Origin of the sequence: Pontibacter indicus, from assembly GCF_900156345.1 — a bacterium.
In the GTDB taxonomy this organism is placed as follows: domain Bacteria; phylum Bacteroidota; class Bacteroidia; order Cytophagales; family Hymenobacteraceae; genus Pontibacter; species Pontibacter indicus.
In genome coordinates, this window is sequence record NZ_FTPP01000002.1 from 907,383 (window position 1) to 931,496 (window position 24,114).

The window sequence follows — 24,114 nt, forward strand, 5'->3', positions numbered from 1 at the left end:
CATGGAAAATAATACAATAGTAAAAACGATTAGAATCGGTACGCGCGGCAGCAAGCTGGCCCTTTGGCAGGCAAATGCCGTGGCTGACAAGCTACAGGCTGCCGGCCTCGATACCGAAATTGTCATCATCAGTACCAAAGGCGACCAGATCCTCGACCGCTCGCTTGTGAAGCTGGGCTCGAAAGGTGTGTTTACTGAGGAGCTGGAAGTAGGCCTGCGCGAGGGCACCATCGAAATTGCCGTACACAGCGCCAAAGACGTGCAGTCGACCATACCTGACGAGCTGGAGTTGGTGGCCTTTATGGAGCGTGAGATCGTGAATGATGTGCTTCTGTCTTTTAACCCCGACTTCAAACTGGAGCGTGACAGCAAGGTGATGCTCGGCACGTCCTCCACGCGCCGCAGAGCCTTACTTAAGAAGTACTACCCGAATGTGACCACGGACGAGTCTCGCGGCAACCTGCAGACCCGCCTGCAAAAGCTCAAGGAAGGTCCGTTTGAAGCGCTGGTGCTGGCCTATGCCGGCGTAGTGCGAATGGGCTACGACCACATGATCGTGCATACCTTCCCGGACGACGAGTTTGTACCGGCTGCAGGTCAGGGCAGTGTGGCCGTGGAGTGTGCCCGCGATCTGGAGCCAGAGCTGAAGCAGCTGATAAAAGATGCCGTTGACCATGCCGATACCCATGTATGCCTGCTGGCTGAGCGTGCTTTCCTGCGCACGATGGAGGGCGGTTGCAGCATCCCATCTTTCGCGCTGGCCAAGCTGACACCGGAAGGCAACGTGCGCATACAGGGCGGCATTGTGAGCCTCGACGGACAGCAGCACCTCTCAGAAGTATATGAAGGAAGCCAGGAGGAAGCCGAAGCACTGGGCACGAAGCTGGCCGAAACAATCCTCAGCCGAGGCGGAGACAAGATCCTCCAGGAGATCAGGTCAGAAAGAGAAGAATAAGCCTAACATTTTCAAACCCAAAATACCGAAACGGGCCGCCTGCGCAAAGCAAGCGGCCCGTTTTTGTTGCAGGTATAAGCCCTGTCTATTGATTATACCTATACCTATACCTATACCTATACCTATACCTCGGATTCCAATTGTGCTGCTTCTACTGACTGCTGCGTGAGCGGCCGTTTTGTGCCGGAGCGCGAATAAGTTAGGAAGGCCTGCATCTCGCTTTTGACTACCGGAGCCAGAATAAACAAACCGATCAGGTTCGGGATGCTCATGGCAAACAGCATGGCATCCGAGAAGGCAACCACGCTGATGAGTTGAATCGGGGCACCTAACACCACGAACGCGCAGAACAGCACTTTAAAAGAAGTTTTGGATGAAGTGGAGTTGCCAAACAGGTAGGTCCAGGACTTTAACCCATAGTAGGACCAGGTGATCATGGTAGAGAAGGCGAAGAGGATAACGGCCGCAGCCAGCACGAGCGGGAACCAGTCAATCACTGTGGCAAAAGCTGTAGAGGTGAGCGCAATGCCATCGCCTGTGTCCTGGGTGTAGGCGCCCGTCACCACGATAACCAGCGCTGTCATCGTGCACACGATCACCGTATCGATGAATGGCTCGAGTGAAGCTACAAAGCCTTCTGTAACGGGCATGTTGGTTTTTACGGCAGAGTGGGCGATGGAAGCAGAGCCTATACCTGCCTCGTTCGAAAATATACCGCGGCGCAAACCCTGGATCATCACCCCAACCAAGCCGCCGCCAAGGGCAGTCGTACTGAAGGCCCCTTCGATAATGGCTCCGAAAGCGGCCGGTATCTGCGTGAAGTTGACTGCCAGCACCACAATGCCAGCCAGAATATAGACGCCGCACATCAGGGGAACAATTTTCTCAGTTACCCGGGCAATGCTCTTGACGCCACCCAGGATCACCAGCGCCACCAGCACGGCCATGATCAAACCAAACAACCAGGCATTGCCACCGCCGAAGAAAGAAGCCTCCGGGCCACCAGTAACAGTAATGAACTGTTGCGTTGCCTGGTTGATCTGGAACATATTGCCGGCCCCCAAGGCTCCACCAATGCACATCACCGCAAAAAACGCCGCCAGAAACCTGCCCATGCCCGTCATGCCGCGCTCTGCCAGTCCTTTTTTCAGGTAGTGCATCGGCCCGCCTGAAACAGTGCCGTCGGTATGCACATCGCGGTACTTCACCCCCAGGGTGCACGACACAAACTTGGTCGACATACCCAGCAGGCCTGCCATAATCATCCAGAAGGTGGCGCCCGGCCCTCCGAGCGAAATGGCAATGGCTACTCCCGCAATATTCCCGAGCCCCACCGTGCCCGACACGGCCGCCGTCAGTGCCTGAAAGTGGGACAGCTCGCCGGGAGCATCCGGCTGATTGTATTTGCCGCGCACAATGTCAAATGCATACTTAAAACCCCTGATGTTGATGAAGCCCAGGTACACGGTAAAGAAAAGGGCTCCTGCCAACAGCCAAACCAGTATGAGCGGTATACCTGTGCCGGCTACATTTACCTCATAGAAGATGATGTCGGAAATAAACTGGGCAGTAGGGGCCACAGCCGCCTCAATTTTTTCATCAATGGTGGGTGGCGGAGTTTGTGCCTGTGCACTGCCCGCAGCAGCAAGGCCAAGGCCTGTCATAAGTAGTACTTTTTTCATCAAATAGGGGTAGGTTAGTTTAGTCAGTATGCATGAATATAATTTTATTCGACGGAAGTAGGAAATTAACATTTAAATTGCTTCTACAGATGCAGTATAAAGTTCTTATAGTGCAAGCATTATCAGGTATACGAACGGCTTTTATTGGGGCGGAGCTATTCCTTTGGATGACAGGGTGCAGTAGGAGAATTTGAATAAGCCGGTAGAAAATGTGGCCAAAGCATAAAAAGGAACCAAAAAGGCTTAAATTTGAAACCTATACCTCATTTTTAACTGAAAACTTACCCCTTCCACATGAACCTGCTAAGAAAGACAACTGCTTTCATGCTGCTGCTGGCGCTGCTGCCCATGGCCGTGCTAGCGCAGAAAGCACCGAAAGGCAAAGACCAACTGGTTACCATCTCCACGCCACACGGAGACATGAAACTGGTGCTCTTCGAGGACACGCCGCTCCATAAACAGAACTTCCTGAAACTGGCCCGCGAAGGTTTTTATGACGGCACCACTTTTCACCGCGTGATCGATGGGTTTATGATTCAGGGTGGTGACCCGAACTCAAAGGACGACGACCCGCGCAACGATGGTTCCGGGAATCCGGGCTATACCGTGCCCGCCGAGATCAACCCAAAATACAAGCACGTGCGCGGTGCATTGGCCGCTGCCCGCATGGGCGACCAGGTAAACCCTAAGAAGGAGTCAAGCGGCTCACAGTTCTACATCGTGGAAAATCACCAGGGTACCCCGCAGCTCGACGAAGCCTATACCGTGTATGGACAGGTGATTGACGGCCTGGATGTGATCGATAAAATAGCGGCCCAGCCGGTGGATGGCCGTAACCGACCGCTTTCGGACGTGAAGATGGCCGTGAAGGTGGAGGATGTGAAAAAGAAAAAGATCGCCAAGAAATACCGCTATACCTATCTGTAGCCGGTCTGGCTATACCTGATAACATGGCTGCCCTTTTTGAGTGTTACACCTATGCTTAAAAAGGGCAGCCCCGATATTAACCATTTCCGAATGGTCAAGAGGAGTTCCTCCTTTCCATAAGCAAACGGGGAAGACTACCTTTCTTTGAAGACGATTTATTCAATACTAGTATCTGAAAAAAATGAAAAAAATACTGATTACAGGCTCCAACGGTCTGCTGGGCCAGAAACTGGCTGCTCTGCTGCTTCCCCGCACCGACGTGGAGTTACTGGCCACCAGCCGCGGCGAGAACAAACTGGCGGAGATCTTCCCAACACTGGCTTTTGCTTCGATGGACGTGACCAACCGTGAGGATGTGGATAGGGTAGTGGCTGACTTCAAACCAACGCACCTGATCCATACCGCTGCCATGACCAACGTGGACCAGTGCGAATCGGACAGGGAAGGCGCGCTGAAGCTCAACCGTGATGCAGTGGCCTACGTGGTGGAAGCCTGCGAAAAGCACAACGTGCACCTGATCCACCTTTCCACCGACTTTATTTTTGACGGTGAAGACGGTCCTTACGACGAAGAGGCAGAGGGCAACCCAATCAGTTTTTATGGCGAGACCAAGCTGATGGCCGAGGAGATCGTGAAGCAGGCCAGGTGCAAATGGGCGATTCTGCGCACGGTGCTCGTGTATGGCGTGGTGCACGAATACGGTCGCACCAACATCGTGCTGTGGGTGCGCGATAGCCTGCGGGCCGGCAAAGTGATCAAGGTGGTAACCGACCAGTTCCGCACCCCGACGCTGGCCGAGGACCTGGCCATGGGCTGTTGGCTGGCCGTGCAGCAAGACGCGGAGGGCATCTACAACATCTCCGGCAAGGAAATGTACACGCCCTACGACATGGCCCTCCTCGTGGCCGACTACTTTCAGCTGGACAAATCACTCATCGACAAAGCTGATGGCAGCACCTTCTCGCAGCCCGCCAAACGCCCACCCCGTACCGGTTTCATCATCACCAAAGCCGAACAGGAGCTGGGTTATAAACCGCACACTTTCCAGGAAGGCATCGCCATGGTGGCAGCGCAGGCCGAGCAGTATTAAAAATATCGAATATAATATGGTGCAATCAGATACATTGCTTATTTTGTAAGCTTAAAATTCTAATTGCCCGGTACCTATACAAACCTTACAACCCTAAACTAATCTAACCAACCTTTACCCTTATTTATGAGTGCTAACAAAGAATCGTGGGGCTCACGCGTGGGCCTCATATTGGCCATGGCCGGCAACGCGGTGGGCCTCGGGAACTTCCTCCGTTTCCCGGTGCAGGCGGTGCAGAATGGCGGCGGCGCCTTCATCATCCCCTACCTGGTCTGTTTCCTGGTGATGGGAATTCCGCTGCTCTGGATTGAATGGTCCATGGGCCGTTTCGGCGGTAAGTTCGGGCACCACTCCACGCCTTTTATTGTGGACACCATGCACCGCAACCGCCTCTGGAAATACATCGGTGTGTTCGGTATCTGGACCAACATCGCCGTGGCTTCCTACTACTGTTACCTAGAGTCCTGGACGCTTTCCTACGTTTTCCACTCGCTGGCCGGCTCTTTCCAGGGACTTGATCAGAATGGCGTTTCTGCCTTCTTCGATCAGTACGTGAACCTGGGTGAGTCTACCTTCGGCATCCCGTATGAGCCTATCTTCTTCTTCGTTATCTGCTTGCTGCTCAACACTTGGATTCTCTCTCAGGGTCTTGCTAAAGGGGTAGAGCGCGTTGCCAAGATCGGTATGCCGCTTCTGATTATATTTGGTATGTTCCTGGCTTACAAAGGTTTCACGATTACAGCAGGTGAGAACGGTGCCATCAACGACAGCTCGGTTGGCCTCAACTTCCTCTGGACGCCGAATTTTGATGACCTTTGGTCTCCTACAGTATGGTTGGCTGCGGCCGGTCAGATCTTCTTTACCCTTTCGGTGGGCATGGGCACCATCCATTGCTATGCTTCGTATGTGCGCTCCAAAGACGACATCGCCCTCAATGCCATGTCAGCCGGTTGGATGAACGAGTTTGTGGAAGTGGTGCTGGGTGCTTCGATCCTGATTCCAATCTCGATCGGTTACCTGGGTATAGATGGCGTGGTGAACCTCGTGAACAGCCAGGGCGGTTTAGGCCTGGGCTTCCGTACCCTGCCATACCTGTTCTACCAGTGGGGCGATGTGCTGGGTGCCATTTCGGGTGTGATGTGGTTTGGCTTGCTGTTCTTTGCGGGCATCACCTCGTCGCTGGCCATGGGTACGCCGTGGATCGGCTTCCTGCAGGACGAGTTTAACTGGAACCGCAGACCTGCCGCCTGGTCATTTGGCCTGATCGTGCTGGTGCTGGGTATGCCAACCGTGCTCTTCTTCAACTACGGTGTGTTCGACGAGTACGATTACTGGGCCGGTACGGTGTCGCTGGTAGTTTTCGCCTTGTTCGAATCGATCCTGTTTGCCTGGGTGTTCGGTATGGACAGAGGCTGGCGCGAGATCATGTCTGGTGCAGACATACAGGTGCCGAAGATCTACAAATTCATCATCAAGTTCGTTACCCCGCTGCTTCTGCTGTGGGTGTTCATCGGCTCGCTTGTAACCCCGAAAGGTGGCGACTGGGGAGCGGCCTTCAGCGGTGAGTGGATCCTGGACGATAGCTCGATTATCAACAAGATCAAGAACTCCAGCCTGAAGCGTCAGCTGGCCGAGGCCACCGACCCGGCTGTGATCGAGAAGCTGCAGGACACGCTCTTCTATGTGAATGCCTCCCGCATCCTGCTGGTGGTGGTGTTCCTGAGCATTGCGGCGCTGGTATACATGGCGTATAAAAAAAGAGTTAGAGAAGGAAGAATTTAGGAAACTATGAATACATCTGCACTTGTTGTCATGCTCAGCACTATGTTGTTAGTAACTGGCGCAACGATTTACTTTTTTATCAGGGTGCTCAACGCCCCTCCCAAACCGGAGCCGGACTCATACCTCGACAACGACGACGAGCTAGAGCGGCAGGCTCCACGGGCTTAGACGTTTTATGAAAAAACTCAGGTACTGGATTCGACGCAACTTTGGCTTTTCACAGCGTGAGGTAAATGGGTTTCTGGTACTGATAGGGGCAATGGTGCTGCTGACGGCAGCACCATTGCTATTTAAGTGGCTCACTAAACCAGAGACGGGCGCTTTCGGCAACCCGTCTGACCGGCACCTGCTCGACAGCCTGGTGGCGCAGCTGGAGGCCCGGCAGCCGGAGCCCAAGGGCCGAAAAAAGGTATACCAATTGCCTGTGGCGCTGCAGCCTTTCAATCCCAACCACCTGACGGAGGCACAGTGGCAGGAACTGGGCATGCCTGCATACATGGCAAAGCGCATCCTCAACTACCGTAGCAAAGTGGGTGACTTCACTTACAAGGCCCAACTGGGCACCATCTACGGCCTGCCCGATTCCGTTTTCCAGGCACTCTACCCATACATCCAGCTTCCGGAAACCAAGCCCGACAGGTATAACCGCACGCAAGGTATAGCGGCCAATTCGCGGATGGCGCCCAATCCAAACTGGGCTAACAACCCGCGGCCGCGTGAGCGCTTTATTCTGGCGCCTTTCAACATCAATGCTGCCGACACTACGCAGCTTAAGCAGATCCGGGGCATTGGCAGCAAACTATCAGCAAGGATTGTGAAGTACCGGGATGGCCTGGGAGGTTTCCACAGCATGGCGCAGGTGCAGGAGGTATACGGACTTCCGCCCGCCGTTGTCGACAGTCTGCACAAGTATACTTTCGTGCCGAAAGCCAACATGCTAAAGCAAATCCGGTTGAACCAGGCAAAGGCAGACGAATTGAAAGCCCATCCTTACATCAGCTCCAACGTGGCGCGGGCCATTGTAGCCTACCGCGAGCAGCACGGCGATTTTCAGCAGGTGGAGGATATACGCCAGATTAAGATTGTAACGGCAGAGCTGTTTGAGAAAGTCAGGCCATACCTGGAGCTGTAGGTAGAGCACATCACATTTCGAGAGTATCAAGCAGCCGCTCCGCCTTCTCCAGCGCCTGCCGCTCACTCTTGAACGATAGCAGTGCTTTGGCCGCCTGCAGATCGACCCAACGGGCTTCGTTCACTTCCCAGTCGTGCTGGCCGATGTCACCTGACACGTAGGCGAGCAGGAAAAAATGCACAAACTTGTGGAAACGCACCCGCTGGCCCGCCTTGTTGCCCACGTACCAATACTCGATCGTCTCTATTTTCTGCAGCAAGGAGGCGCTTATACCTGTTTCTTCCTGCACTTCCCGCACAGCTGTCACCTCTGGTGTCTCGCCGGGGTCTACTATACCTTTGGGCAATTGCCAGCGTTCAGGCTTGCCAACTGAGATAAGGGCTACTTCTATACCTGACGCTCCCCGCCGGAACACGACGCCACCCGCAGAAACCTGCTCCAGCGTAGGTATAGCGGGTTTAGCGTGGTCGTCGGGTTTGGGAGTTTGGGGCATCGGTTCAGGCTACAAGAGAAGGATGGCTTACTGCCCGGCTACAGGTTCAGGGAGTGGTACTTTCTTCCGTTGCTCGTTCAGCCACAACAGACCAGGGTTATAAGCCATGTCGTGCTGCCCCACAAAGAGCACCAGGCGCACGTTGTCGGACTGCCGCACAAACACCACTTCCGGATCCGAAGACGTGAAATACTTGCTCTCTTCGGTTGTTTTAGCCAGTTCCTCAGGCAGCGCCTGTTCCTTTAGCAGATAGTCGATGTCCTGCTGCGAAACAGTATCTTGCGGATTGGCCAGTATGTTGAAAGGCCGGATGGAGTGGTCTGGCGGAACGAGTACGTCTTCTGTGCCGTGTGCCAGGAAAATCGGTACATCTTTGGCCTGGCGGATGTAAGTGCTCGGGCTGCGGCGTTTACACTCCTCGGCAGCTGGCGTGCCCGGCAGCGGCTCGCCTCCACAGGCAGCCACCACGTGGCGGTTGTAGTCGCGGTGCGGGTAGTTCTGGCTGAAGGCGTACCAGTCCACCAGGTCGAAAACGGGCACCCAGGCGACTACGCCTGCCCAGATTTCGGGGTGGCGGCCGGCTGCCACCAGGGCCGTCATGGCGCCGCCCGAAGAACCCAGGATGTAAATGCGGTTCGTGTCGATCTCGGTGTGCTGCTTGGCGTAGTTCACGGCGTCCACAATGTCCTGAATGGCCAGGTCAGAGGCCATGGCATCGGGGTTGTCGAACTTGCCGCGGTAGTTGGGGTGAATGAAGGCCCAGTCGTATTCCTTGCTCCAGAGCGCGTAGGGGATGCTTTTGACCTGCAGGTACTCGCTGCTCCAGCTGTGAAGCATCACCAGCAGCGGCCGCGGGCCGGTTGTTTCGGAGGTATAGAACAGGGCCGGCTGTGTGGCACCATCCAGCGTGGACTTGATGTTGACTTTCTGGATCTCCGGAACCTGCTCTTTCCATTTCTCCAGGCTCTCGTCCGTAAACTTAAAAGGGTACTTTTTGGAGGTCGTAAACTGATCCATGCGGGCCACTTCTTTCTCCACGCGCTCTTTGCGGCAGGAAGACAGCAATGCGAGCATCAGGCCAAAGAACAGGAGCAGGTTAACAGGTTTTTTCATAGTAAATGTAAGTGCAAGCAGGACGCAAGCTACTGCATGTGCGTGATACTACAACTGCTGTTGAGGTGAAAATGTTGTCAGGTATAGCGGAGCACAAACCAGCTTGACGGGAAATTTTTACTCCATACGGTTAAACAGGCCCGATAGGTTAAACGGCCTGCCAGGCGCTGCAACTTCGCCCATAGTGCAGGCTATACCTGACCCGGGTAGGAGGTGCTCCTGTTGTAGGGCATCAGGAAGGCGTAAAAAATAAAGCTGACGAGCACAAATTCCTGAAGCTCCCATTTTTTGCCGTCATCGATGAGCAGCAGGCTGCAGAAAAGCAGTACATAGAGCAGCGTTTGCAAAGAGGTGGGCAGCGGAAGCCCGATTTTGTCTACCACCTGCCTGAACCACTGCCTGCGGCGGTACAGCATCGGGAAAGCCAGGAAGTAGACGAACACGCCCAGGTATAGCATCTTGCCAAAGATCAGCTTGTTCAGGTTCACGCCGTTCAGGTGGATGTTATGGAGGTTGAACTCGCTTTGTGGGTTAATCTTTTCTAGTTCCTCCGGTACTCCAAAGCCCAGAATGCGCTGTCCCCAGGAAATCTCCTCGCCAAAGCCAAAGAAAAAAACAGCCGCCGCTGCGTAGTAGAAAGCCTTCGCCCATTTGCCGTTCATCCGGGGCGCCTTATAAAGGCAATAGAGCGAAGTGGCCAGCAAGAAGAAGGAAGTGAAGTATTCGATATACCCGTCTTCCGTGAGGTAGCTGTAGAAAAGATTCTTGTCCTGGAAATAAAACGCAATGCCCGCCACCACATGCACTGCGGTGAAGGTATACAGGAAGGCCGCCAGCAGCGCAGTCGTACTGGCGGCAGGCCCAATGTGCTCTCCAACAGCGGGGACGAACAGACTGAGCGGCCTGAATTTTTTAATCGGTTCCATAGGTACAGGTGTTGCGCGGAGGTATAGGCCTGGCTGGTGCAGTATGAAGCTGTCAGACAGAGCTTTATGATGTTTTTTACGGATAAAATACTATCGTGATAGTAATCCCGTCGTTTCCATTCCACTATTTTCCTGCTAACTTGCCGTTTAGCCACAGACTTGCCGTATAGCTACAGACTATTCTGCACGTTCATCCGTTTTCGGAGCAACGCACTTTATGAAATCCATTTTAAAAAGCTACCGTCATCGATTGCTTAACCTGAGCGCCGGCAACAGAGCCCTGTTGCTGTTGCGGCTTTCGCGCGAGCTGCACCTGGACGTCAACGAGCTGGATTTCATCAACAACAAACCCGCTTTCCATACCCTGGAAAAGGTGATCGGTGGCAAGGCTGCCGTGCTGGCGCCTTTTGCCGACAGCCGCTATGCCCCGGTCACGCCGGTCAGCCAGCGCCTGCGCTACATCCGGCGCAAAGCCGATATGATTGTGGAGGAGCGCGGAAGCCGCGAGCTATACCTGGGCTGGCCCTTTGTGCATGGCCAGTTCTCGGATGGCACCACCGTGCGCTGCCCGCTGCTGTTCTTCCCGGTGCAACTGCAGGTGAACGCCAAGCAGGAGTGGGAGCTGCTACCTGACAACTCGCAACCGGCGCAGTTTAACCAGAGCTTTGTGCTGGCCTACGCGCACTACATGGGCACGCCACTGGCCGAACCCTTGCTGGAACTTGACCTGAACACTTTGCCTACCCATCCGCTGGAGTTTCGCACGCAGGTATACGAGCTTCTGAAAGAAAACCAACTGACGATACACGCGGGCCGCGAATTTTTCACAGACAAACTCAAGCCTTTCCGCGATTTCCGCAAAGCCGACTACGAGGCCGACCTGAAACCCGGTCAGCTATACCTTGAGCAGGAAGCCGTGCTCGGGCTATACCCGCAGGCCGCTTCGTTTTTGCTCAACGACTACGACGAACTACTGCAGCGCGATGGTTTGGAGGAGATGGAGGATTTGTTTACAAGTCCCGACACAGGTATAAGTCAGGCCGCCACGCAGGCGCAACAGACCTTTACCGCCTTTGCCATGGATGCCTCGCAGGAGGTAGCTTTGCAGCAGGTAAAGCAGGGGCGTTCGCTCGTGGTGCAGGGTCCTCCGGGTACGGGCAAGTCGCAACTTATCTGTAACCTGGTGTCGGATTTCACGGCGCGCGGCAAGCGGGTGCTCGTGGTGAGCCAGAAGCGCGCCGCCCTCGATGTGGTGCACCAGCGCCTGTCATCCGCCGGACTCGGACCGTTCGCCGCCCTGGTGCACGACATCAACGCCGACCGCAAAAGCATTTACCAGCAACTGCTCCTGCAGATAGACCAGGTGGAGGAATACAAGAAGCAGAACCACGCCCTCAACAGCATTTACACCGACCGCACGTTTCTGGAAGTGAGCCGCGGCATCAACCAGAGTCTCCAGAAGCTGGAGCGTTTCCGCACTGCTCTTTTCGATAGCAGCCGATGTGGTTGGTCGCCCAAAGAGCTATACCTGCGCAGCAGTCTGCAGGAGCCCCACGTGCGTCTGTCGGAGGTGTTCAAGCAATTCACTGCCGACACCGTCACGGACTTCCTGCCCCGCCTGCGCGCCTGTCTGCAACAGGGCATTGCGTTGGAGCAGCCTGACTTTGTCTGGAAGGAGCGGCACAGCATGCGGGGTTTCGGCTGGCCGCAGCGGCAGGAAATGGAGCGTACCATCGAGGCGCTGCCCGAGCAGTACCGTGCCATGCGGCAGGGCATCAGCCAACTGAGCGGCTCCGATTTTGAGTTGAGCAGCCTGGAGCGTTTCCGTGCGGCCTACGACACCCTGGATGAATTGCAGCACCTGCTAGAGCTGGAAGGTGTGTCCGGGGTTATACAACCGCTATTGCGCAAACAGGCCAAGGCATCGGAGTTGAAGAAACTGGTGCGCCAGCTCAAAGGGCTATACCTGGTGTGCCCCGCTCCGGACGCCGCTATACCTGTAGAGCAACTGACGCTGGTAAAATCAGCGATCACGGTTTTCGAGGCGAAGCAGAAGGATTTTTTGAAAGGCGTAAGTTGGTACTTTTCGCAAGACAAAAAAGTGCTGCAACAGGCACTGGATAAGTATAAACTCGACCTGAGCCCTGGCGGCGTGGGCGAACTGCAACGGCGCCTCGAGCTGCGCGAGCAGGCGCAGGGACTGATCAAGGCCATCAACAAAAGCATCAGCTATACCTTGCGCCTCGAAGACAACCCAACCCCGATGCTGCAGAAGCTAGAGGTGGTGGAACAGGCCTTAGAAGCGCACCAATTACTGAAACAACTGCACCGGGAACGGGTGTTGCACGAAAAGATGTGGTTGGAAGCGAACCTGTCCGGCCACCTGCAGGCCTTGGCCCAGGCGCTGCAAGTGTTTGAACAGCGCTACGGCGAGTGGGAACAATGGCTCCCAAAAACGCACATCGAGAAGCTGACAGAAGAGGAGGACTACAGCACGATCCTGCTGGGGAGCCTCCGGCAGAATTTCGAGCAACTGGTGGCTTATGACGAACTCCGCAGCACCCTCACTGTGGCAGAGCAGGAAGTCTGCCGGCAGGTGTTGCGCGAAGGTATGGCCAACGCACAACTCGGCGAGGAGCTTTTTCTGAATAGCCTATACCTGGCCTGGCTGCACGAACTCGAAAGCCAGCACCCCGAACTGCGCATGCCCGACAGCGGTGAGCTAGACCGTGTGGAAACCGACCTCCAAAATCTGCTGCAGCAAAAGCAGGACCTGAGCCAGGAGATCGTGCTGTCGCGGTTGCGGGAGCAGACCTACCGGCACATGGAGCACAACCGGCTCGGCAATGCCGTAACCTACCGACGGCTGCATGCGCAGGTGAGCAAGAAGCGCAGCCTATACCCGATTCGCAAACTATTCGAGCTGTTCGGCGAGGAGATTCTGAACCTGGCACCCTGCTGGCTGGCCTCCCCGGAAACGGTGTCGGCTGTGTTCCCACTGGAGCGCTGCTTCGATCTGGTGATTTTTGATGAGGCCAGCCAGTGCTTCGCTGAAACAGGTATACCGGCCATGCTGCGCGGGCAGCAGGTGGTGGTGGCTGGCGACGAGCAGCAGCTGCGCCCCTCAGACCTGTACCGTTCGCGCTGGGGCGGTAACGGCGACGAAGAAGCCGAGGAACTGACCGCCGAATCGCTGCTGCAGCTCTGTGGGCTATACCTGCCGCAGACCATGCTCACGCAACACTACCGAAGCCGCTTCCCGGAGCTGATCGATTTCTCAAACCGGCACTTCTACCGAAACCGGCTGGAGCTTATACCTGAGCTGCAGGACGTGAACGCCCGTCAGCCTGCCATCCAGTTTGTGAAAGTGCAAGGCCTGTGGCAGCAAAACAGCAACCTCCCCGAAGCCGAAAAGGTGGTGGAGCAGGTATGGCAATTCGTGCAAAATGGGGTGGAAGATGTGGGCGTCATCACGTTCAACTACAATCAGCAGATGCTGGTGCAGGATTTGTTGGAGGAAAAAGCCCAACAGCAAGGTATAGCCTTGCCGCCGACGGTCACGGTAAAGAACATCGAGAACATGCAGGGCGACGAGAAAGAGGTGGTGATCTTGTCGGTGGGCTATGCACCGGACGCGAAAGGCAAGATGGTGATGCAGTTCGGCAGCCTGAACCAGGCCGGTGGCGAAAACCGCCTGAATGTGGCCATCACCCGTGCCCGTCAACTGGTGATGGTGGTGAGCAGCATCCGGAGCGAGCAGCTGCAGGTAGACAACGCCCAACACACCGGCCCCAAACTGCTGCGCGATTACCTGCACTACGCCCAGCAAGTCAGCCGCCGTTACTTCAAGTACGAGCCGCAGGTGCTGCCCATGCCCGCGCACGTACCCTTGCTGAAAGAGCGACTCGCCCAAGCTATACCTGCTCTGCAAGCCGCCGTGCCTTTCGCCGATCTGACCGTGGTGGAGGATGGAAACTACAATAGCGTAGTGCTCACCGATGACGACCTGTATTTTAACAACCTCTCCGTCCGCCACGCCCACGCTGATATTCCGGTATTACTCCGCCAACGCAACTGGCCTTTCCAGAAGGTATACAGCCGGCAGTACTGGGACAATAAAGAGGCGCTGGTGAAAAAACTAAAAGGAGTTCAGAGTTTGGGAGTTTAGGAGTTTGGGAGTTTGGGAATCACGCCACAAACTTTTGTAATCGTGCACAATCAGCAATCAGCAATTAACAATTCAACCATCCAGCAGCCAACAATTAAAGAATGCTCATCAAACTTTTCACCCTGTATGTCTACCTGCAAACGTCTTTGTGCGGCTGCGGGCCCGACAGGCGCAACAGCGACTTCGAACGGCTTCGGAGGGATTACAAGGTGAAGGTGGAACGCATCGGTCGGCTCGATACCCGCATCCGGGAAAGCTCCGGACTTGCCCGTGCCACTGACAGCACATTCTGGACGCATCCTGACAGTGGCTTGCCTGCTGAGCTATACCTGTTCAACCTGAAAGGCGAATTACTACGAACAGTGCCCTTGCCTATACCTAACCGGGACTGGGAAGAACTGGCGCAGGACGACCAGGGCAACCTCTACATTGGCGACTTCGGCAACAACGCCAACACCCGCCGCGACTTGCGCGTCTTCAAGGTACAGGAGGAAGGTATGGCCGTGCAGGATACCATTCCCTTCCACTTCGCCGACCAACAGGAATTTCCGCCAGCCGCATCCGAAAAACACTTCGACCTGGAGGCGTTCTTTTACCGTGCTGACAGCCTGCACCTGTTTACCAAAAGCCGTGCCCGCAAGGGCGTCAGCCGCCGCTATACCTTGCCAACCAAAGCCGGTGCCTATACCTTGCCGCCGCAGGAAGAACTGCGCGTCAGCTCGGCCATCACCGCCGCCGACAGCGCCCCGAACGGAAAGGATTTCGCCTTGCTCGGGTATGGACGGCTATACCTGTTCGAACCCGAAAACGAGCAGGTGCAGTTTGCCGGCAAGCGTTACTGTCTGCCACTGGCCCGGACAGGTCAGGCGGAGGCGCTGCTATACCTGTCACCGACAGAACTGCTCGTCAGCAACGAAAAAGGCAAGCTCTACCTGGTTAGCTTTGAAATGAAAAAATAGGCCCCTTAACCTATCGCGAGGCAAATCAGTTTATAGGTATAGCTGTGTCACAACAGTTTGTGGTGCATATACAGCGAACATACCTCAAAACAGACAAAACGATGCGACAAACGATATTGGTAACGGGCGCTACAGGTACAGTAGGCCACGAAATTGTAAAACAGCTTGCCATGCAGGACGTCACGGTGCGGGCAGGGGTCCATTCTGTCATCAAAGGCGAAAACCTGAAGCGCTTGCCCGGTGTGGAGATCGTGGAGGTGGATTTCAACGACCCTGACTCACTGCACGCCGCCTTCACAAACATAGACCAAATGGTGCTCATCACGCCTCTTTCGGAAGACCAGCTGCAGATGGCCCGCAACCTGGTGGAAGAGGCCAAGAAGCAGGGCGTAAAGTACATTGTAAGGCTGTCGGCGCTGGGAGCCGGGGCTGAACCGGGTATACAGTTGGAGCGTTGGCACCGGGAGATGGAAAGGTATGTGGAAGAAAGCGGCATCCCTTATACCATATTGCGGCCGGCAGGCTTTATGCAGAACCTGGTGACCTACAGTGCTGCCTCTATTAAGCGGGAAAGCAAATTCTACATGCCGGTGGGAGAGGGGAAGGTCAGCTACATCGACACCCGCGATATTGCGTCTGTGGCGGTGGAGGTGCTGCTATCGGGTGAGCATCAGGGAAAGGTATACGAACTGACCGGGCCGGAGGCTCTTTCGCACCAGGAAATAGCCGAAGTGTTGGGCGAGGCAACCGGCAAGCAAATTGACTTTGTGGATGTGCCCGAAGAGACAGTGCGTCAAGCCATGCTGGCACATCATACCCCGGTACCTATTGCCGATGCCATTCTGGAACTATACGCTACCTACAAGGCCGGAAAATCTGCCAACGTCACGGACACCGTGCAGGAAGTAACGGGTCGTCCTCCGCACAGTTTCCGGCAGTTTGCCAATGACTACCAGGAGTGCTTTTGAAATTATAGGTATAGCTAGACACCAAAAAAGAAGGCCTTTCCTGATTCAGGAAAGGCCCTCTTGCTTTAGATCAAATCAGCTTAGTCCAAGTCACGATAACGGTCGCTTCTTCTTGTCTCAAAGCTGCTGCTGTCATCATCGTAGTTGGAGCGTCCACGCTGCGAATAGTCCTGGCTGCCCATACCACTGCGATAGTTTTCGCGTGAGGATGAGCCCTGGTTATCGCTGTAGTAAGAGGTGCTGCTGTCCATAGAGCCATAGCGGCTCTGGTCGCCTCCTCGTCCGCCCTGGCCGTAGCCACCTTCGCGATAGCCACTCTGACCATAGCCGCTCATACCGCCGCTTCTTTCAGAGCCACCGTAGCCGCCGCCTCTCATAGAACTGCTACCGCTCATAGAACCATAGCCGCCCTGCGAAGAACCGTAACCACCTTGTGAGCCACTGCGTCCGCTCATAGAGCCGTAGTCGCCTTGCGAAGATGAGCCATAGCCGCTGCCCTGTGATGAGCCGTAGCCACCCTGCATGCCCTGGCGGGAAGAACCACCATAGCTGCTTTGTGAGCCATAATTATCACCGTAAGAGCTTCCGCCGCGGCCGCGGTCCTGAGACGAACGGTACTCGTCGTTATAAGAACCACCGCGTGAGCCGTAGCCGCCCTGCGAGCCATAGCCACCTTGCATAGAGCTCTGTGAGCTATAGCCTCTTTGTGAGCCATAATCATCGCGATCGTACTCGCTCATACCTCTTGATGAACCATAGCCCATGGAACCGTAACGGTCACGGTCGCCGTAGCCGCTCTGTGAGCCACTCATGGAGCCATAGTTACCCTGCGAAGAAGAGCCGTAGCCTCCTTGCGAGCCACTGCGTCCGCTCATAGAGCCACCGTAGCCACCTTGTGATGATGAGCTGTAGCCGCTGCTGTCACCGTAGCCACGCTGCATGCCGCTGCCCTGCTGTGAAGAACCATATCCACCCTGAGAGCCACGCTGGCCATAGTCGCCTTGTCCGTAGCTCTGCTGGTAGCTGCCCTGGTTGCCATAGCCACCGTGCATGTTTGTTCTGGATGAACCAGAACCCGTCATGCTGGAGCCATAGCCTTCCTGTCCGCTTCCCATAGAGCCGTAGCCACCCTGAGAGGAAGAGCTGCCGTAATTGCCCTGGTTGCTGCTGCGGTAGCTACCGCCTTGTTCGTATCCGCCGCGACCGCTCTCGTAGCTGCCGTAGCCACCCTGGTTAGAGCCGCTGCCCTGCATGCCGAAAGAACCTTGCGAACCACCGTAGCTCTGGCCACCCATGTTGTCGCCTTCTCTATCCTGATAACCGCCCTGCATACCACCTCTCGAAGCACCGTAGTCCTGGTCCTGGTAGCGGGTGCGGTTGCCTTCCATGCCGCCTTGGTTGCCGTAGTTATAGCCACCCTGCGAGCCGTAATTACCTTGCGAAGATGAGCTGTAGCCGCTGCTGTCGCCGTAGCCACGCTGCATGCCACCGCCTTGCTGCGAAGAACCATAGTCGCCCTGATAACCATAGCCACTCTGGCCACCGTAACCGCCGCTATGCTGCGAGCCATAGCCATAGCCGCCCTGCGAGCCGTAGCCCTGCTGGCTGTCACCGTAGTTTTGGCCGCCTTGCTGTGAGCTGTAGCTGCCCATGCCGCTTTGCTGCGAGCCGCTCTGGCTACCATAGTTCTGGTCGCTGCTGCCCATTGAGCTGCCGCTCATCGAACTGCTGCTGGTAGACTCCATGCCTTTACCAGACTTGGAAGAGGAGGATTTCCCTGATTTTGAATCAGAGGTTTTGGAAGTGGTTTTAGTACTTGTTTTGGCTTTTGTACCTGTTGACTTTGTGTCAGTGGAAGTCGATTTGCTGCTGCTCTTTGAGGTAGGGCTTGAGCTGGAAGATGATGAGCCCATGCTAGAGCTTCCCTGGTTTCCCATGCTGGAACTTCCTTGGTTCATAGAGTCCATGCCGGAACCGCTTGAGCTGGAACCGCTCTGGTTCGAAGTGCCCGAAGACATACTGCCCGACATACTTCCAGACTGGCTGGATGACTGATTTTTTTCGTTTTCTTTCATAGTTCTGATCTCCTCAGTTTATAGTTATAGATTAATTTGGACTAGTAAAGGCTTGATTAAATTTGGCCTCGCCACTGCACGGCACAATGTACCGGAACAGAGACAGAGCCTTGTTCACGCCACATCAAAAAATGGTGACTATACCTATTTAGTTAGTGTAACTGAACGTTTTAGCTATACGAGCCTCACGTAGGAGGGTTATGAGGCGTTCTTTGGTTGAAAGCGTGACGGGAGGTGATGGCACTGCCTGCGCCAGATCGCATTGGGAGTTGAAAAATCAGGGCTATGTTTCTGAGTCAGTTAGCCTTATTTTATTTTTAGGAATTTGGTTATTTATAAGAAGTTATTTTTACCTTTGCCTCTATTATTAACAATTATTTATCATGCAAACAGGTAAAGTAAAATTCTTCAACGTATCTAAGGGCTTCGGATTCATCGTGGCTGACGATACAAACCAAGACATCTTCGTTCATCAGACAGGTCTTGTTCACGAAATCCGTGAGAACGACCGCGTTTCTTTCGAAGTGAAAGATGGCAAAAAAGGATTGAATGCAATTAACGTAGAGCGTATCTAAGTTAACGATCATATAGCCCTTTAGGCAGGGCATTCATCTATTTTGACCCGCTCAGTTTTCTGAGCGGGTTTTTTATTTCAGACCGTTTTCTTTCTTTTTCTCACCGTTGAGCTCCTCGCCTTTTTCCAGGCCTTCCTGTATCAGTTCATTGGCCTCTTCGTGGTCTTCTGCATCGGCTTTGGGAGGCTGCTGCTCTTCCTGGTTCCTCGGCTCGTAGTTGAGCGTGATCAGGATCGGGAAGTGATCGGAACCGAACTTGGGCAATCGCTCCATGTGCACCAGCCGGAACGAGGGATCGTAAAAAATGTGATCCAGGGGGTAGCGGAAGAGTGGGATGTAGGCATTGTAGGTGTTGTAGAAGCCGCGCCCTACCCGTGGGTCCAGCATGCCGCTTATCTGCTTAAACAACTTGGTGGTGCTTGACCAGGCCACATCGTTCAGGTCGCCGGCTACAATGGAGGGGTGCGGTGATTTCTTGACCACCTTTGCCGCTATCAGGAGTTCCGCCTCGCGGGTTTCGGTGTTTTGCATGAGTCGGGGTGGCTGCGGATGCACGGTGTACAAATCAAACTGAAGGCCGCTCGGAAGCTCCACCACCGTGAAGAACGAGGGAATATCATCTTCCACCATAAAGCGAATTTCACTGTCCAGGAGTTTGAACTTGCTGTAGAGCAGCATGCCGTAGGTGTTCTCCAGCGGTTTTTCAATGGCGTAAGGAAATCGCTTGTCCAGCTCAGGTTTCAGGTGCTCGTGCCAGGCCCGGTCAGGTTCGTTGATGAGCACAATGTCTGGGTCGGTGCGCAGAACGAGCTGCAAAAACTTATCATACTTTTTGTTGGTCATGCGCACGTTCGACACCATCAGCGTAATACAGTTAGCCGGTGTCTCTACTTCTGTGCGCAGGGCCTCTACCCCTGCAAGCGGCGTAAAATAATATACATAGCGCAGTTCGTTCACAATAGCCAGCAGCCAGAGTACGAGCATCGCGATCTCGCCTGCGCCGCCTGTCACACCATAAAGCACGGTATAGGCTACCAGTGTAGCTGTCAAAAGTATGGCTACATGTAGGCGAGGGAAGTCAAGTACCCTGATCCACCAAAGGGGAGACTTTATAAGGGGGAGGAAAGAAAATAGCGTCAGAACGAATCCGGCTATCTGGAGGGTGAGCTTCATATTAATGCAAGCAAATAGGTATAGGACTTAGGATATACAGCATACCTTCTACAGCAATTTTTTGTTGTAAGAGTCAGCGGTTTCTTTTCCGAAGATGAAGCACTTACTGTAAAGTATAGCGCATAAAAGAAAACGGCCGAAGCTAGGTATAGCTTCGGCCGTTTTTGTGATAAATGTGTTCGGACCTAATTGCCGGCCTCTTCCACACGCACCCCCACCGACAGAATATTCGGAAGCGGGTCGCGGCGCATGTACTGCGTCAGCTGCAGGCGATAGGTGCCCACCTGCGGAAAGGCAATCTCCTTCAGCGCAAGCGACTGCATGTCGTAAATGTCGCTTGAGCCTTTTCCTTCGGGCTTGCCTGTTTTGGCATCCATCAGGTGCAGTTCGGTCAGCGTTGACGACACCAGGCTGCTGTCCGGAGCTGTGAGGCGATGCTGCAGGTATAGGTTGTAGTAGTCGTAAGCCAGCGAGTAGCGCACATTGAAGTACACGTTGTACCGCTTGGTAGTATCCGTAATGGCGAACTCAAACACAGGCGCATTGTCTACCGTCCAGCTTTTTTCGGGCAGCTCTACGTTCTGCTCATATACCCGCGAGGGGTCGCAGGCCGACAGCAGCAGGGTGCCTGCCGCTGCCAGCGTTAGCATCAGGTTACGCATCAGGCGAAGGTGATTTTGGTTGGTTTGGTTTCGGGCCACGGTTCGGTCTGCGCGATTTCTGGCGTCTGGGCTGCTGCGTACCATCGCCTTGCGGTGGCTGGGCATCAGGTCTGCCTTCCCCGCGCGGCGGTCTCGGTGCGCCACCTTCACGCGCAGGCCGTGGCTCACGTGGTTGCTTTTCGCCTTCTCTTGGCTGTCTGTCCTCCCTGTTTTCACGTCCTTCGCGGTTGCCGCGGTTGCGTGGCGGTCGCTGCCTTTTTGGGCGCTGTCCCTGTTCGGCAGATCCACCTTCAGTTCCCAGTACCTCAGTACTTGCGCCTTCGGCGGCAGCTCTGGCCTGTGCAGCCTGCTCGGCTGGTTTTCCATCGCGCGGTCCACGGTTGCGACCACGATTGTCGCGCGGACCACGGTCTTCGCGTGGCTCCCTGCCTTCACGTTGCTCTCTTGGCTCCCGCGGTTCGCGTTGCTCTCTGCCTTCGCGGGGCTCACGCTGCTTCTGCTCGTTGCGCTGATTGCGTGGCTCGCGTGTTTCGCCTTGCTGGCGACCGTCCTGCTTTTGCTCTGCGCCTTCGGCAGTGGCAGATTTTTTCTTCTTTTTCTTCTTTTTCTTGCTCTTAAACTTGTCGTCGAGTCGCTCGAGGCTTCCCTCTACCTGCGCTACAAATTCGTTCTGCTTCGTTTCCTGCACAGGCTCCTCTACCAAGGTCTCTGGTACTATACCCTGGCTGTTCATTTTCAGGATCTCGTGCACGCGCTCCACCGGTACCGGGTACCAGTTATTGTCGCCACGGTAACCGAACCACATCATCTTTTTAAAGATGTCAGTCTTCTGCAGCATGGCATCGCCCTGCTTGGTCTGCAACGGCCGCGATACGGTAGGGATGTCCTTGAGCGCCTCCATGTACGTCTCCAACTCATAGTTGAGGCAGCACTTGAGGCGACCGCACTGCCCCGACAGCTTGCTCGGGTTGAGCGAGAGGTTCTGGTAGCGTGCCGCCGTAGTGGACACACTCTTGAAATCGGTGAGCCAGGTAGAGCAGCAGAGCTCGCGTCCGCAGGAGCCTATACCTCCCAAGCGGCCGGCCTCGTGGCGCAGACTGATCTGGCGCATCTCGATGCGCACCTTGAACTCCTCGGCCAGCTTTTTGATCAGGTCGCGGAAGTCAACGCGGTCGTCAGCAGAGTAGTAGAAGGTTGCCTTGGATCGGTCGGCCTGAAACTCCACATCGGAGAGCTTCATCTTCAGGCCCGTCTGCTGAATGATCTCGCGGGAGCGGTACATGGTGGCCGCTTCCTGTTCCTGCACCTCACGCAGCTTCTCCAGATCGCGCTCATTGGCGATGCGGTAAATGGTGCGGATCTCCTCGTTGTTGTCTACCTTTTTCTTGAGCATCTGCAGGCGCACGAGTTCGCCTTTCAGCGAAACGGTGCCGATGTGATGCCCGTTGGGAACGTCTACTACCACCGGGTCGCCGGTCGTCAGGTCGAGTCTGTTTATGTTGCGGAAGAAGTCTTTGCGTCCTCCCTTGAATCTTACTTCTACGATGTCGAACTCCTCAAACGCGGTTGGAATCTCCATATCGCTGAGCCAGTCGAACACGTTTAAACGGTTGCAGCCTCCGGTGCTACAGCCGCCGTTGCTTTTGCAGCCGCCCGGTTTTTCGCCGGTGCCGCATCCGCCACTAGAACATGAACTACATCCCACTTTTTATATCTCCTATATAGCCGTGAGGCTTCTTGTTTTCTTATTGTCTGAATCAACAAATATACTAATTTTTTGAGCTCATGCTCATCCTTGTCGGCTTTTGTGCCCGCGGTCTTTAACAGACGAAGGCATAAATTAGTGCTTTTACGGGAGTTTAAATAGCGTTGGACAACGTGATTTCTGAAAATGCATTCTGCCAGGTATGGCCGTAAAGGGATTATCCCCTAATTTTAAGGGATGCTTCGGAAACTCCTGTCACACGCCGCGATCTACGGTTTTTCGGCCCAGCTGCCTCGTCTGGCGGGTGTGCTGGCCCTGCCGCTGATCACGCAGCACCTGACCCCAATCGATTATGGGGTGGCGGGAGTCGTGACGGCCTACTACAGCGCGCTGATCATGCTGCAGTCGCTTGGCTTCACGGTGGTGATGGAAAACAGCTTTGCGCGGCACCCCACTCGTTTCCAGTGGATATGGCGCCAGCTCTATGGCTTTCTGACCAGTTGGTCGCTCGTGTATGGCCTGCTGTGCATGGGGATCATCTACCTGGTCGTGCCGGCCGATGCGCACGAGAATCGTTTTCCCGTCGCGCTGCTTGCCGCTATCCCGATACTCTTTTTTGTAGTGACCGATCTGTTTGGGGGGCTATTCTGCTTGCAGACCCAACGACCCTTGCCGGTTGCGGTGCGTTCCTTTTTGATGGGAGGTATTAACGTGGCGCTCACCATCTACTTTATCGCAGGGCTCAAGACGGGCTACATGGGGTGGTTTTATGCCAGCACCATTTCGGCGGCGGTGGGCTTTCTGGTGAGTTTCTATGTTGTCGCGAAGCAAAGGCTCTGGCCGATTTTCAATTTTAAGTGGTATCGCATCAAGCACAGTCTCAAAGTGTCGCTGCCCGCCGTGCCGCACGGTTTTTCCTTCTTCATGCTCGACACGTCCGACCGGCTGGTGCTGGATGTAGTGGGCGTGCCCGTCGGTAAGATCGGTTTGTACAACGTGGCATCGAATTTCGGGATCTACTTTTCGTCGGCCAGTCTGGCTGTAGTGCAGGCGGCAACACCCCTTTACAAACAACTCTATGCCCAGACTAAAAGTGTAGAGGCGGCCCTACAGGCCCGTTACATCACCTATACCTTGCAGCTCCTCTTTTTCGCCGGCACGTTTATCGCCAGCCTATGGATGAAGGAGATCTTCAGTTTCCTGATCCGCAACGAGGAACTCCAGCAGGCCTATCCACTGGCCATCGTCATTCTGATGGGGTATAACTTCAGGCCGATGTACATGGCCGTGATCAACCTGCTTACCTTTCATGAAAAAACAAGCAAACTCTGGCGCATCTCCACGGTGGCAGGTATAGGCAACATCGTCCTTAATCTGATTCTGGTGCCGCTTTATGGCTTCCAAATGGCCGCCTGGACCACCTTTGCGGCGCTGATGTACATGGGCTATGCGGGTTTCTTCCTCAAAACATACAAAGAGCTGGCCATGGTACGCTACCACGCCATTTGGTGGCTGCTGGCAACGGTGGCCCTGCTTGGGTTGGCCTACGAACTGCGGGAGGTAGCGGTATGGCAGAAAGCAACGATTACATTCCTGAGCCTGGTGGCAGGTATGGCAGCTCTCTGGAGGTATAGGAGCAAGACAAAACCTGAGTTGTAACCGGCGCCTGTACCTGCACCTTCCTAAAGAGGACGTATACCTGTAGCCTTGCCTAAAACAGAAAACCAGC

Annotated in this window: 20 protein-coding genes; 12 read left to right on the plus strand and 8 right to left on the minus strand. The window is 54.8% G+C overall.

The window, feature by feature from the left end; genetic code table 11:
* Position 1 precedes the first annotated feature (1 nt).
* Positions 2-955: a hydroxymethylbilane synthase gene (hemC, locus tag B0B12_RS12820; protein WP_076669392.1), complete on the plus strand. Its 954-nt coding sequence runs from the start codon at positions 2-4 to the stop codon at positions 953-955.
* Positions 956-1,077: 122 nt separating this feature from the next.
* Here hemC and B0B12_RS12825 read toward each other — a convergent pair whose 3' ends face one another.
* Positions 1,078-2,637 carry an alanine/glycine:cation symporter family protein gene (locus tag B0B12_RS12825; protein ID WP_076669393.1) on the minus strand — a complete coding sequence of 520 codons (1,560 nt, stop codon included), beginning with the start codon at positions 2,635-2,637 and terminating at the stop codon, positions 1,078-1,080.
* Between the two features lie 294 nt (positions 2,638-2,931).
* Here B0B12_RS12825 and B0B12_RS12830 point away from each other — a divergent pair, with 294 nt between their 5' ends.
* From B0B12_RS12830 to B0B12_RS12845, 5 genes are all read left to right on the plus strand, one after another.
* Positions 2,932-3,564 carry a peptidylprolyl isomerase gene (locus B0B12_RS12830; protein ID WP_083704205.1) on the plus strand — a complete coding sequence of 211 codons (633 nt, stop codon included), beginning with the start codon at positions 2,932-2,934 and terminating at the stop codon, positions 3,562-3,564.
* Between the two features lie 181 nt (positions 3,565-3,745).
* A complete protein-coding gene (locus B0B12_RS12835) occupies positions 3,746-4,654 on the plus strand; it encodes an SDR family oxidoreductase (protein WP_076669394.1) in 909 nt (302 codons plus the stop codon).
* Positions 4,655-4,780: 126 nt separating this feature from the next.
* Positions 4,781-6,436, plus strand: coding sequence for a sodium-dependent transporter (locus B0B12_RS12840; RefSeq protein ID WP_076669396.1), 1,656 nt, complete (start codon positions 4,781-4,783; stop codon positions 6,434-6,436).
* 6 nt (positions 6,437-6,442) lie between these two features.
* Positions 6,443-6,604, plus strand: a complete 162-nt coding sequence (locus B0B12_RS20365) for a hypothetical protein (RefSeq protein ID WP_170871859.1) — start codon at positions 6,443-6,445, stop codon at positions 6,602-6,604.
* A 7-nt stretch (positions 6,605-6,611) separates the two neighbouring features.
* Positions 6,612-7,568, plus strand: a complete 957-nt coding sequence (locus B0B12_RS12845; protein WP_076669397.1) for a ComEA family DNA-binding protein — start codon at positions 6,612-6,614, stop codon at positions 7,566-7,568.
* A gap of 10 nt (positions 7,569-7,578) precedes the next feature.
* Here B0B12_RS12845 and B0B12_RS12850 read toward each other — a convergent pair whose 3' ends face one another.
* The 3 genes from B0B12_RS12850 to B0B12_RS12860 form a co-directional block, all read right to left on the minus strand.
* The gene (locus B0B12_RS12850) at positions 7,579-8,061 is read right to left on the minus strand and encodes an NUDIX hydrolase (RefSeq protein ID WP_083704206.1); all 483 of its coding nucleotides are present in this window, start codon (positions 8,059-8,061) and stop codon (positions 7,579-7,581) included.
* A 27-nt stretch (positions 8,062-8,088) separates the two neighbouring features.
* On the minus strand, positions 8,089-9,174 hold the full coding sequence (locus tag B0B12_RS12855) for an alpha/beta hydrolase family protein (protein WP_076669399.1): 1,086 nt from the start codon (positions 9,172-9,174) through the stop codon (positions 8,089-8,091).
* Positions 9,175-9,365: 191 nt separating this feature from the next.
* Entirely contained in the window at positions 9,366-10,100 is a 735-nt protein-coding gene (locus tag B0B12_RS12860) for a hypothetical protein (protein WP_076669400.1), read from the minus strand.
* Between the two features lie 217 nt (positions 10,101-10,317).
* Here B0B12_RS12860 and B0B12_RS12865 point away from each other — a divergent pair, with 217 nt between their 5' ends.
* From B0B12_RS12865 to B0B12_RS12875, 3 genes are all read left to right on the plus strand, one after another.
* Positions 10,318-14,268 (plus strand): AAA domain-containing protein, encoded by a 3,951-nt coding sequence (locus B0B12_RS12865; protein WP_076669402.1) that lies wholly within the window; start codon positions 10,318-10,320, stop codon positions 14,266-14,268.
* Between the two features lie 101 nt (positions 14,269-14,369).
* Positions 14,370-15,227, plus strand: a complete 858-nt coding sequence (locus B0B12_RS12870; protein WP_076669403.1) for a hypothetical protein — start codon at positions 14,370-14,372, stop codon at positions 15,225-15,227.
* A gap of 101 nt (positions 15,228-15,328) precedes the next feature.
* Positions 15,329-16,195 (plus strand): SDR family oxidoreductase, encoded by an 867-nt coding sequence (locus B0B12_RS12875; protein WP_076670342.1) that lies wholly within the window; start codon positions 15,329-15,331, stop codon positions 16,193-16,195.
* A gap of 80 nt (positions 16,196-16,275) precedes the next feature.
* Here the strand turns inward: B0B12_RS12875 and B0B12_RS12880 are convergent, their stop codons facing one another.
* Entirely contained in the window at positions 16,276-17,940 is a 1,665-nt protein-coding gene (locus tag B0B12_RS12880; protein WP_244554699.1) for a hypothetical protein, read from the minus strand.
* Between the two features lie 52 nt (positions 17,941-17,992).
* Here B0B12_RS12880 and B0B12_RS12885 point away from each other — a divergent pair, with 52 nt between their 5' ends.
* Both B0B12_RS12885 and B0B12_RS12890 read left to right on the plus strand, forming a co-directional pair.
* The gene (locus tag B0B12_RS12885; RefSeq protein WP_170871860.1) at positions 17,993-18,250 is read left to right on the plus strand and encodes a hypothetical protein; all 258 of its coding nucleotides are present in this window, start codon (positions 17,993-17,995) and stop codon (positions 18,248-18,250) included.
* A gap of 403 nt (positions 18,251-18,653) precedes the next feature.
* Positions 18,654-18,845 (plus strand): cold-shock protein, encoded by a 192-nt coding sequence (locus B0B12_RS12890; RefSeq protein WP_076669406.1) that lies wholly within the window; start codon positions 18,654-18,656, stop codon positions 18,843-18,845.
* 72 nt (positions 18,846-18,917) lie between these two features.
* On the opposite strand, the gene B0B12_RS12895 is transcribed toward B0B12_RS12890, so the two are convergent.
* From B0B12_RS12895 to B0B12_RS12905, 3 genes are all read right to left on the minus strand, one after another.
* A complete protein-coding gene (locus B0B12_RS12895) occupies positions 18,918-19,895 on the minus strand; it encodes an endonuclease/exonuclease/phosphatase family protein (protein WP_244554700.1) in 978 nt (325 codons plus the stop codon).
* Between the two features lie 308 nt (positions 19,896-20,203).
* A complete protein-coding gene (locus B0B12_RS12900) occupies positions 20,204-20,680 on the minus strand; it encodes a gliding motility lipoprotein GldH (protein WP_076669409.1) in 477 nt (158 codons plus the stop codon).
* Complete coding sequence (locus B0B12_RS12905) at positions 20,673-22,259, minus strand: regulatory iron-sulfur-containing complex subunit RicT (protein WP_244554702.1); 1,587 nt, start codon at positions 22,257-22,259, stop codon at positions 20,673-20,675. The genes B0B12_RS12900 and B0B12_RS12905 overlap by 8 nt, the downstream gene beginning before the upstream one ends.
* A 363-nt stretch (positions 22,260-22,622) precedes the next feature.
* Here B0B12_RS12905 and B0B12_RS12910 point away from each other — a divergent pair, with 363 nt between their 5' ends.
* Positions 22,623-24,044, plus strand: a complete 1,422-nt coding sequence (locus B0B12_RS12910; protein ID WP_076669412.1) for a lipopolysaccharide biosynthesis protein — start codon at positions 22,623-22,625, stop codon at positions 24,042-24,044.
* Positions 24,045-24,114: the final 70 nt, after the last annotated feature.

Coding starts and splice junctions, on each gene's coding strand:
- hemC (WP_076669392.1), top strand. CDS start 2: ATGGAAAATAATACAATAGTAAAAACGATTAGAATCGGTACGCGCGGC.
- B0B12_RS12825 (WP_076669393.1), bottom strand. CDS start 2,637: ATGAAAAAAGTACTACTTATGACAGGCCTTGGCCTTGCTGCTGCGGGC.
- B0B12_RS12830 (WP_083704205.1), top strand. CDS start 2,932: ATGAACCTGCTAAGAAAGACAACTGCTTTCATGCTGCTGCTGGCGCTG.
- B0B12_RS12835 (WP_076669394.1), top strand. CDS start 3,746: ATGAAAAAAATACTGATTACAGGCTCCAACGGTCTGCTGGGCCAGAAA.
- B0B12_RS12840 (WP_076669396.1), top strand. CDS start 4,781: ATGAGTGCTAACAAAGAATCGTGGGGCTCACGCGTGGGCCTCATATTG.
- B0B12_RS20365 (WP_170871859.1), top strand. CDS start 6,443: ATGAATACATCTGCACTTGTTGTCATGCTCAGCACTATGTTGTTAGTA.
- B0B12_RS12845 (WP_076669397.1), top strand. CDS start 6,612: ATGAAAAAACTCAGGTACTGGATTCGACGCAACTTTGGCTTTTCACAG.
- B0B12_RS12850 (WP_083704206.1), bottom strand. CDS start 8,061: ATGCCCCAAACTCCCAAACCCGACGACCACGCTAAACCCGCTATACCT.
- B0B12_RS12855 (WP_076669399.1), bottom strand. CDS start 9,174: ATGAAAAAACCTGTTAACCTGCTCCTGTTCTTTGGCCTGATGCTCGCA.
- B0B12_RS12860 (WP_076669400.1), bottom strand. CDS start 10,100: ATGGAACCGATTAAAAAATTCAGGCCGCTCAGTCTGTTCGTCCCCGCT.
- B0B12_RS12865 (WP_076669402.1), top strand. CDS start 10,318: ATGAAATCCATTTTAAAAAGCTACCGTCATCGATTGCTTAACCTGAGC.
- B0B12_RS12870 (WP_076669403.1), top strand. CDS start 14,370: ATGCTCATCAAACTTTTCACCCTGTATGTCTACCTGCAAACGTCTTTG.
- B0B12_RS12875 (WP_076670342.1), top strand. CDS start 15,329: ATGCGACAAACGATATTGGTAACGGGCGCTACAGGTACAGTAGGCCAC.
- B0B12_RS12880 (WP_244554699.1), bottom strand. CDS start 17,940: ATGGAGTCTACCAGCAGCAGTTCGATGAGCGGCAGCTCAATGGGCAGC.
- B0B12_RS12890 (WP_076669406.1), top strand. CDS start 18,654: ATGCAAACAGGTAAAGTAAAATTCTTCAACGTATCTAAGGGCTTCGGA.
- B0B12_RS12900 (WP_076669409.1), bottom strand. CDS start 20,680: ATGCGTAACCTGATGCTAACGCTGGCAGCGGCAGGCACCCTGCTGCTG.
- B0B12_RS12905 (WP_244554702.1), bottom strand. CDS start 22,259: ATGGAGATTCCAACCGCGTTTGAGGAGTTCGACATCGTAGAAGTAAGA.
- B0B12_RS12910 (WP_076669412.1), top strand. CDS start 22,623: ATGCTTCGGAAACTCCTGTCACACGCCGCGATCTACGGTTTTTCGGCC.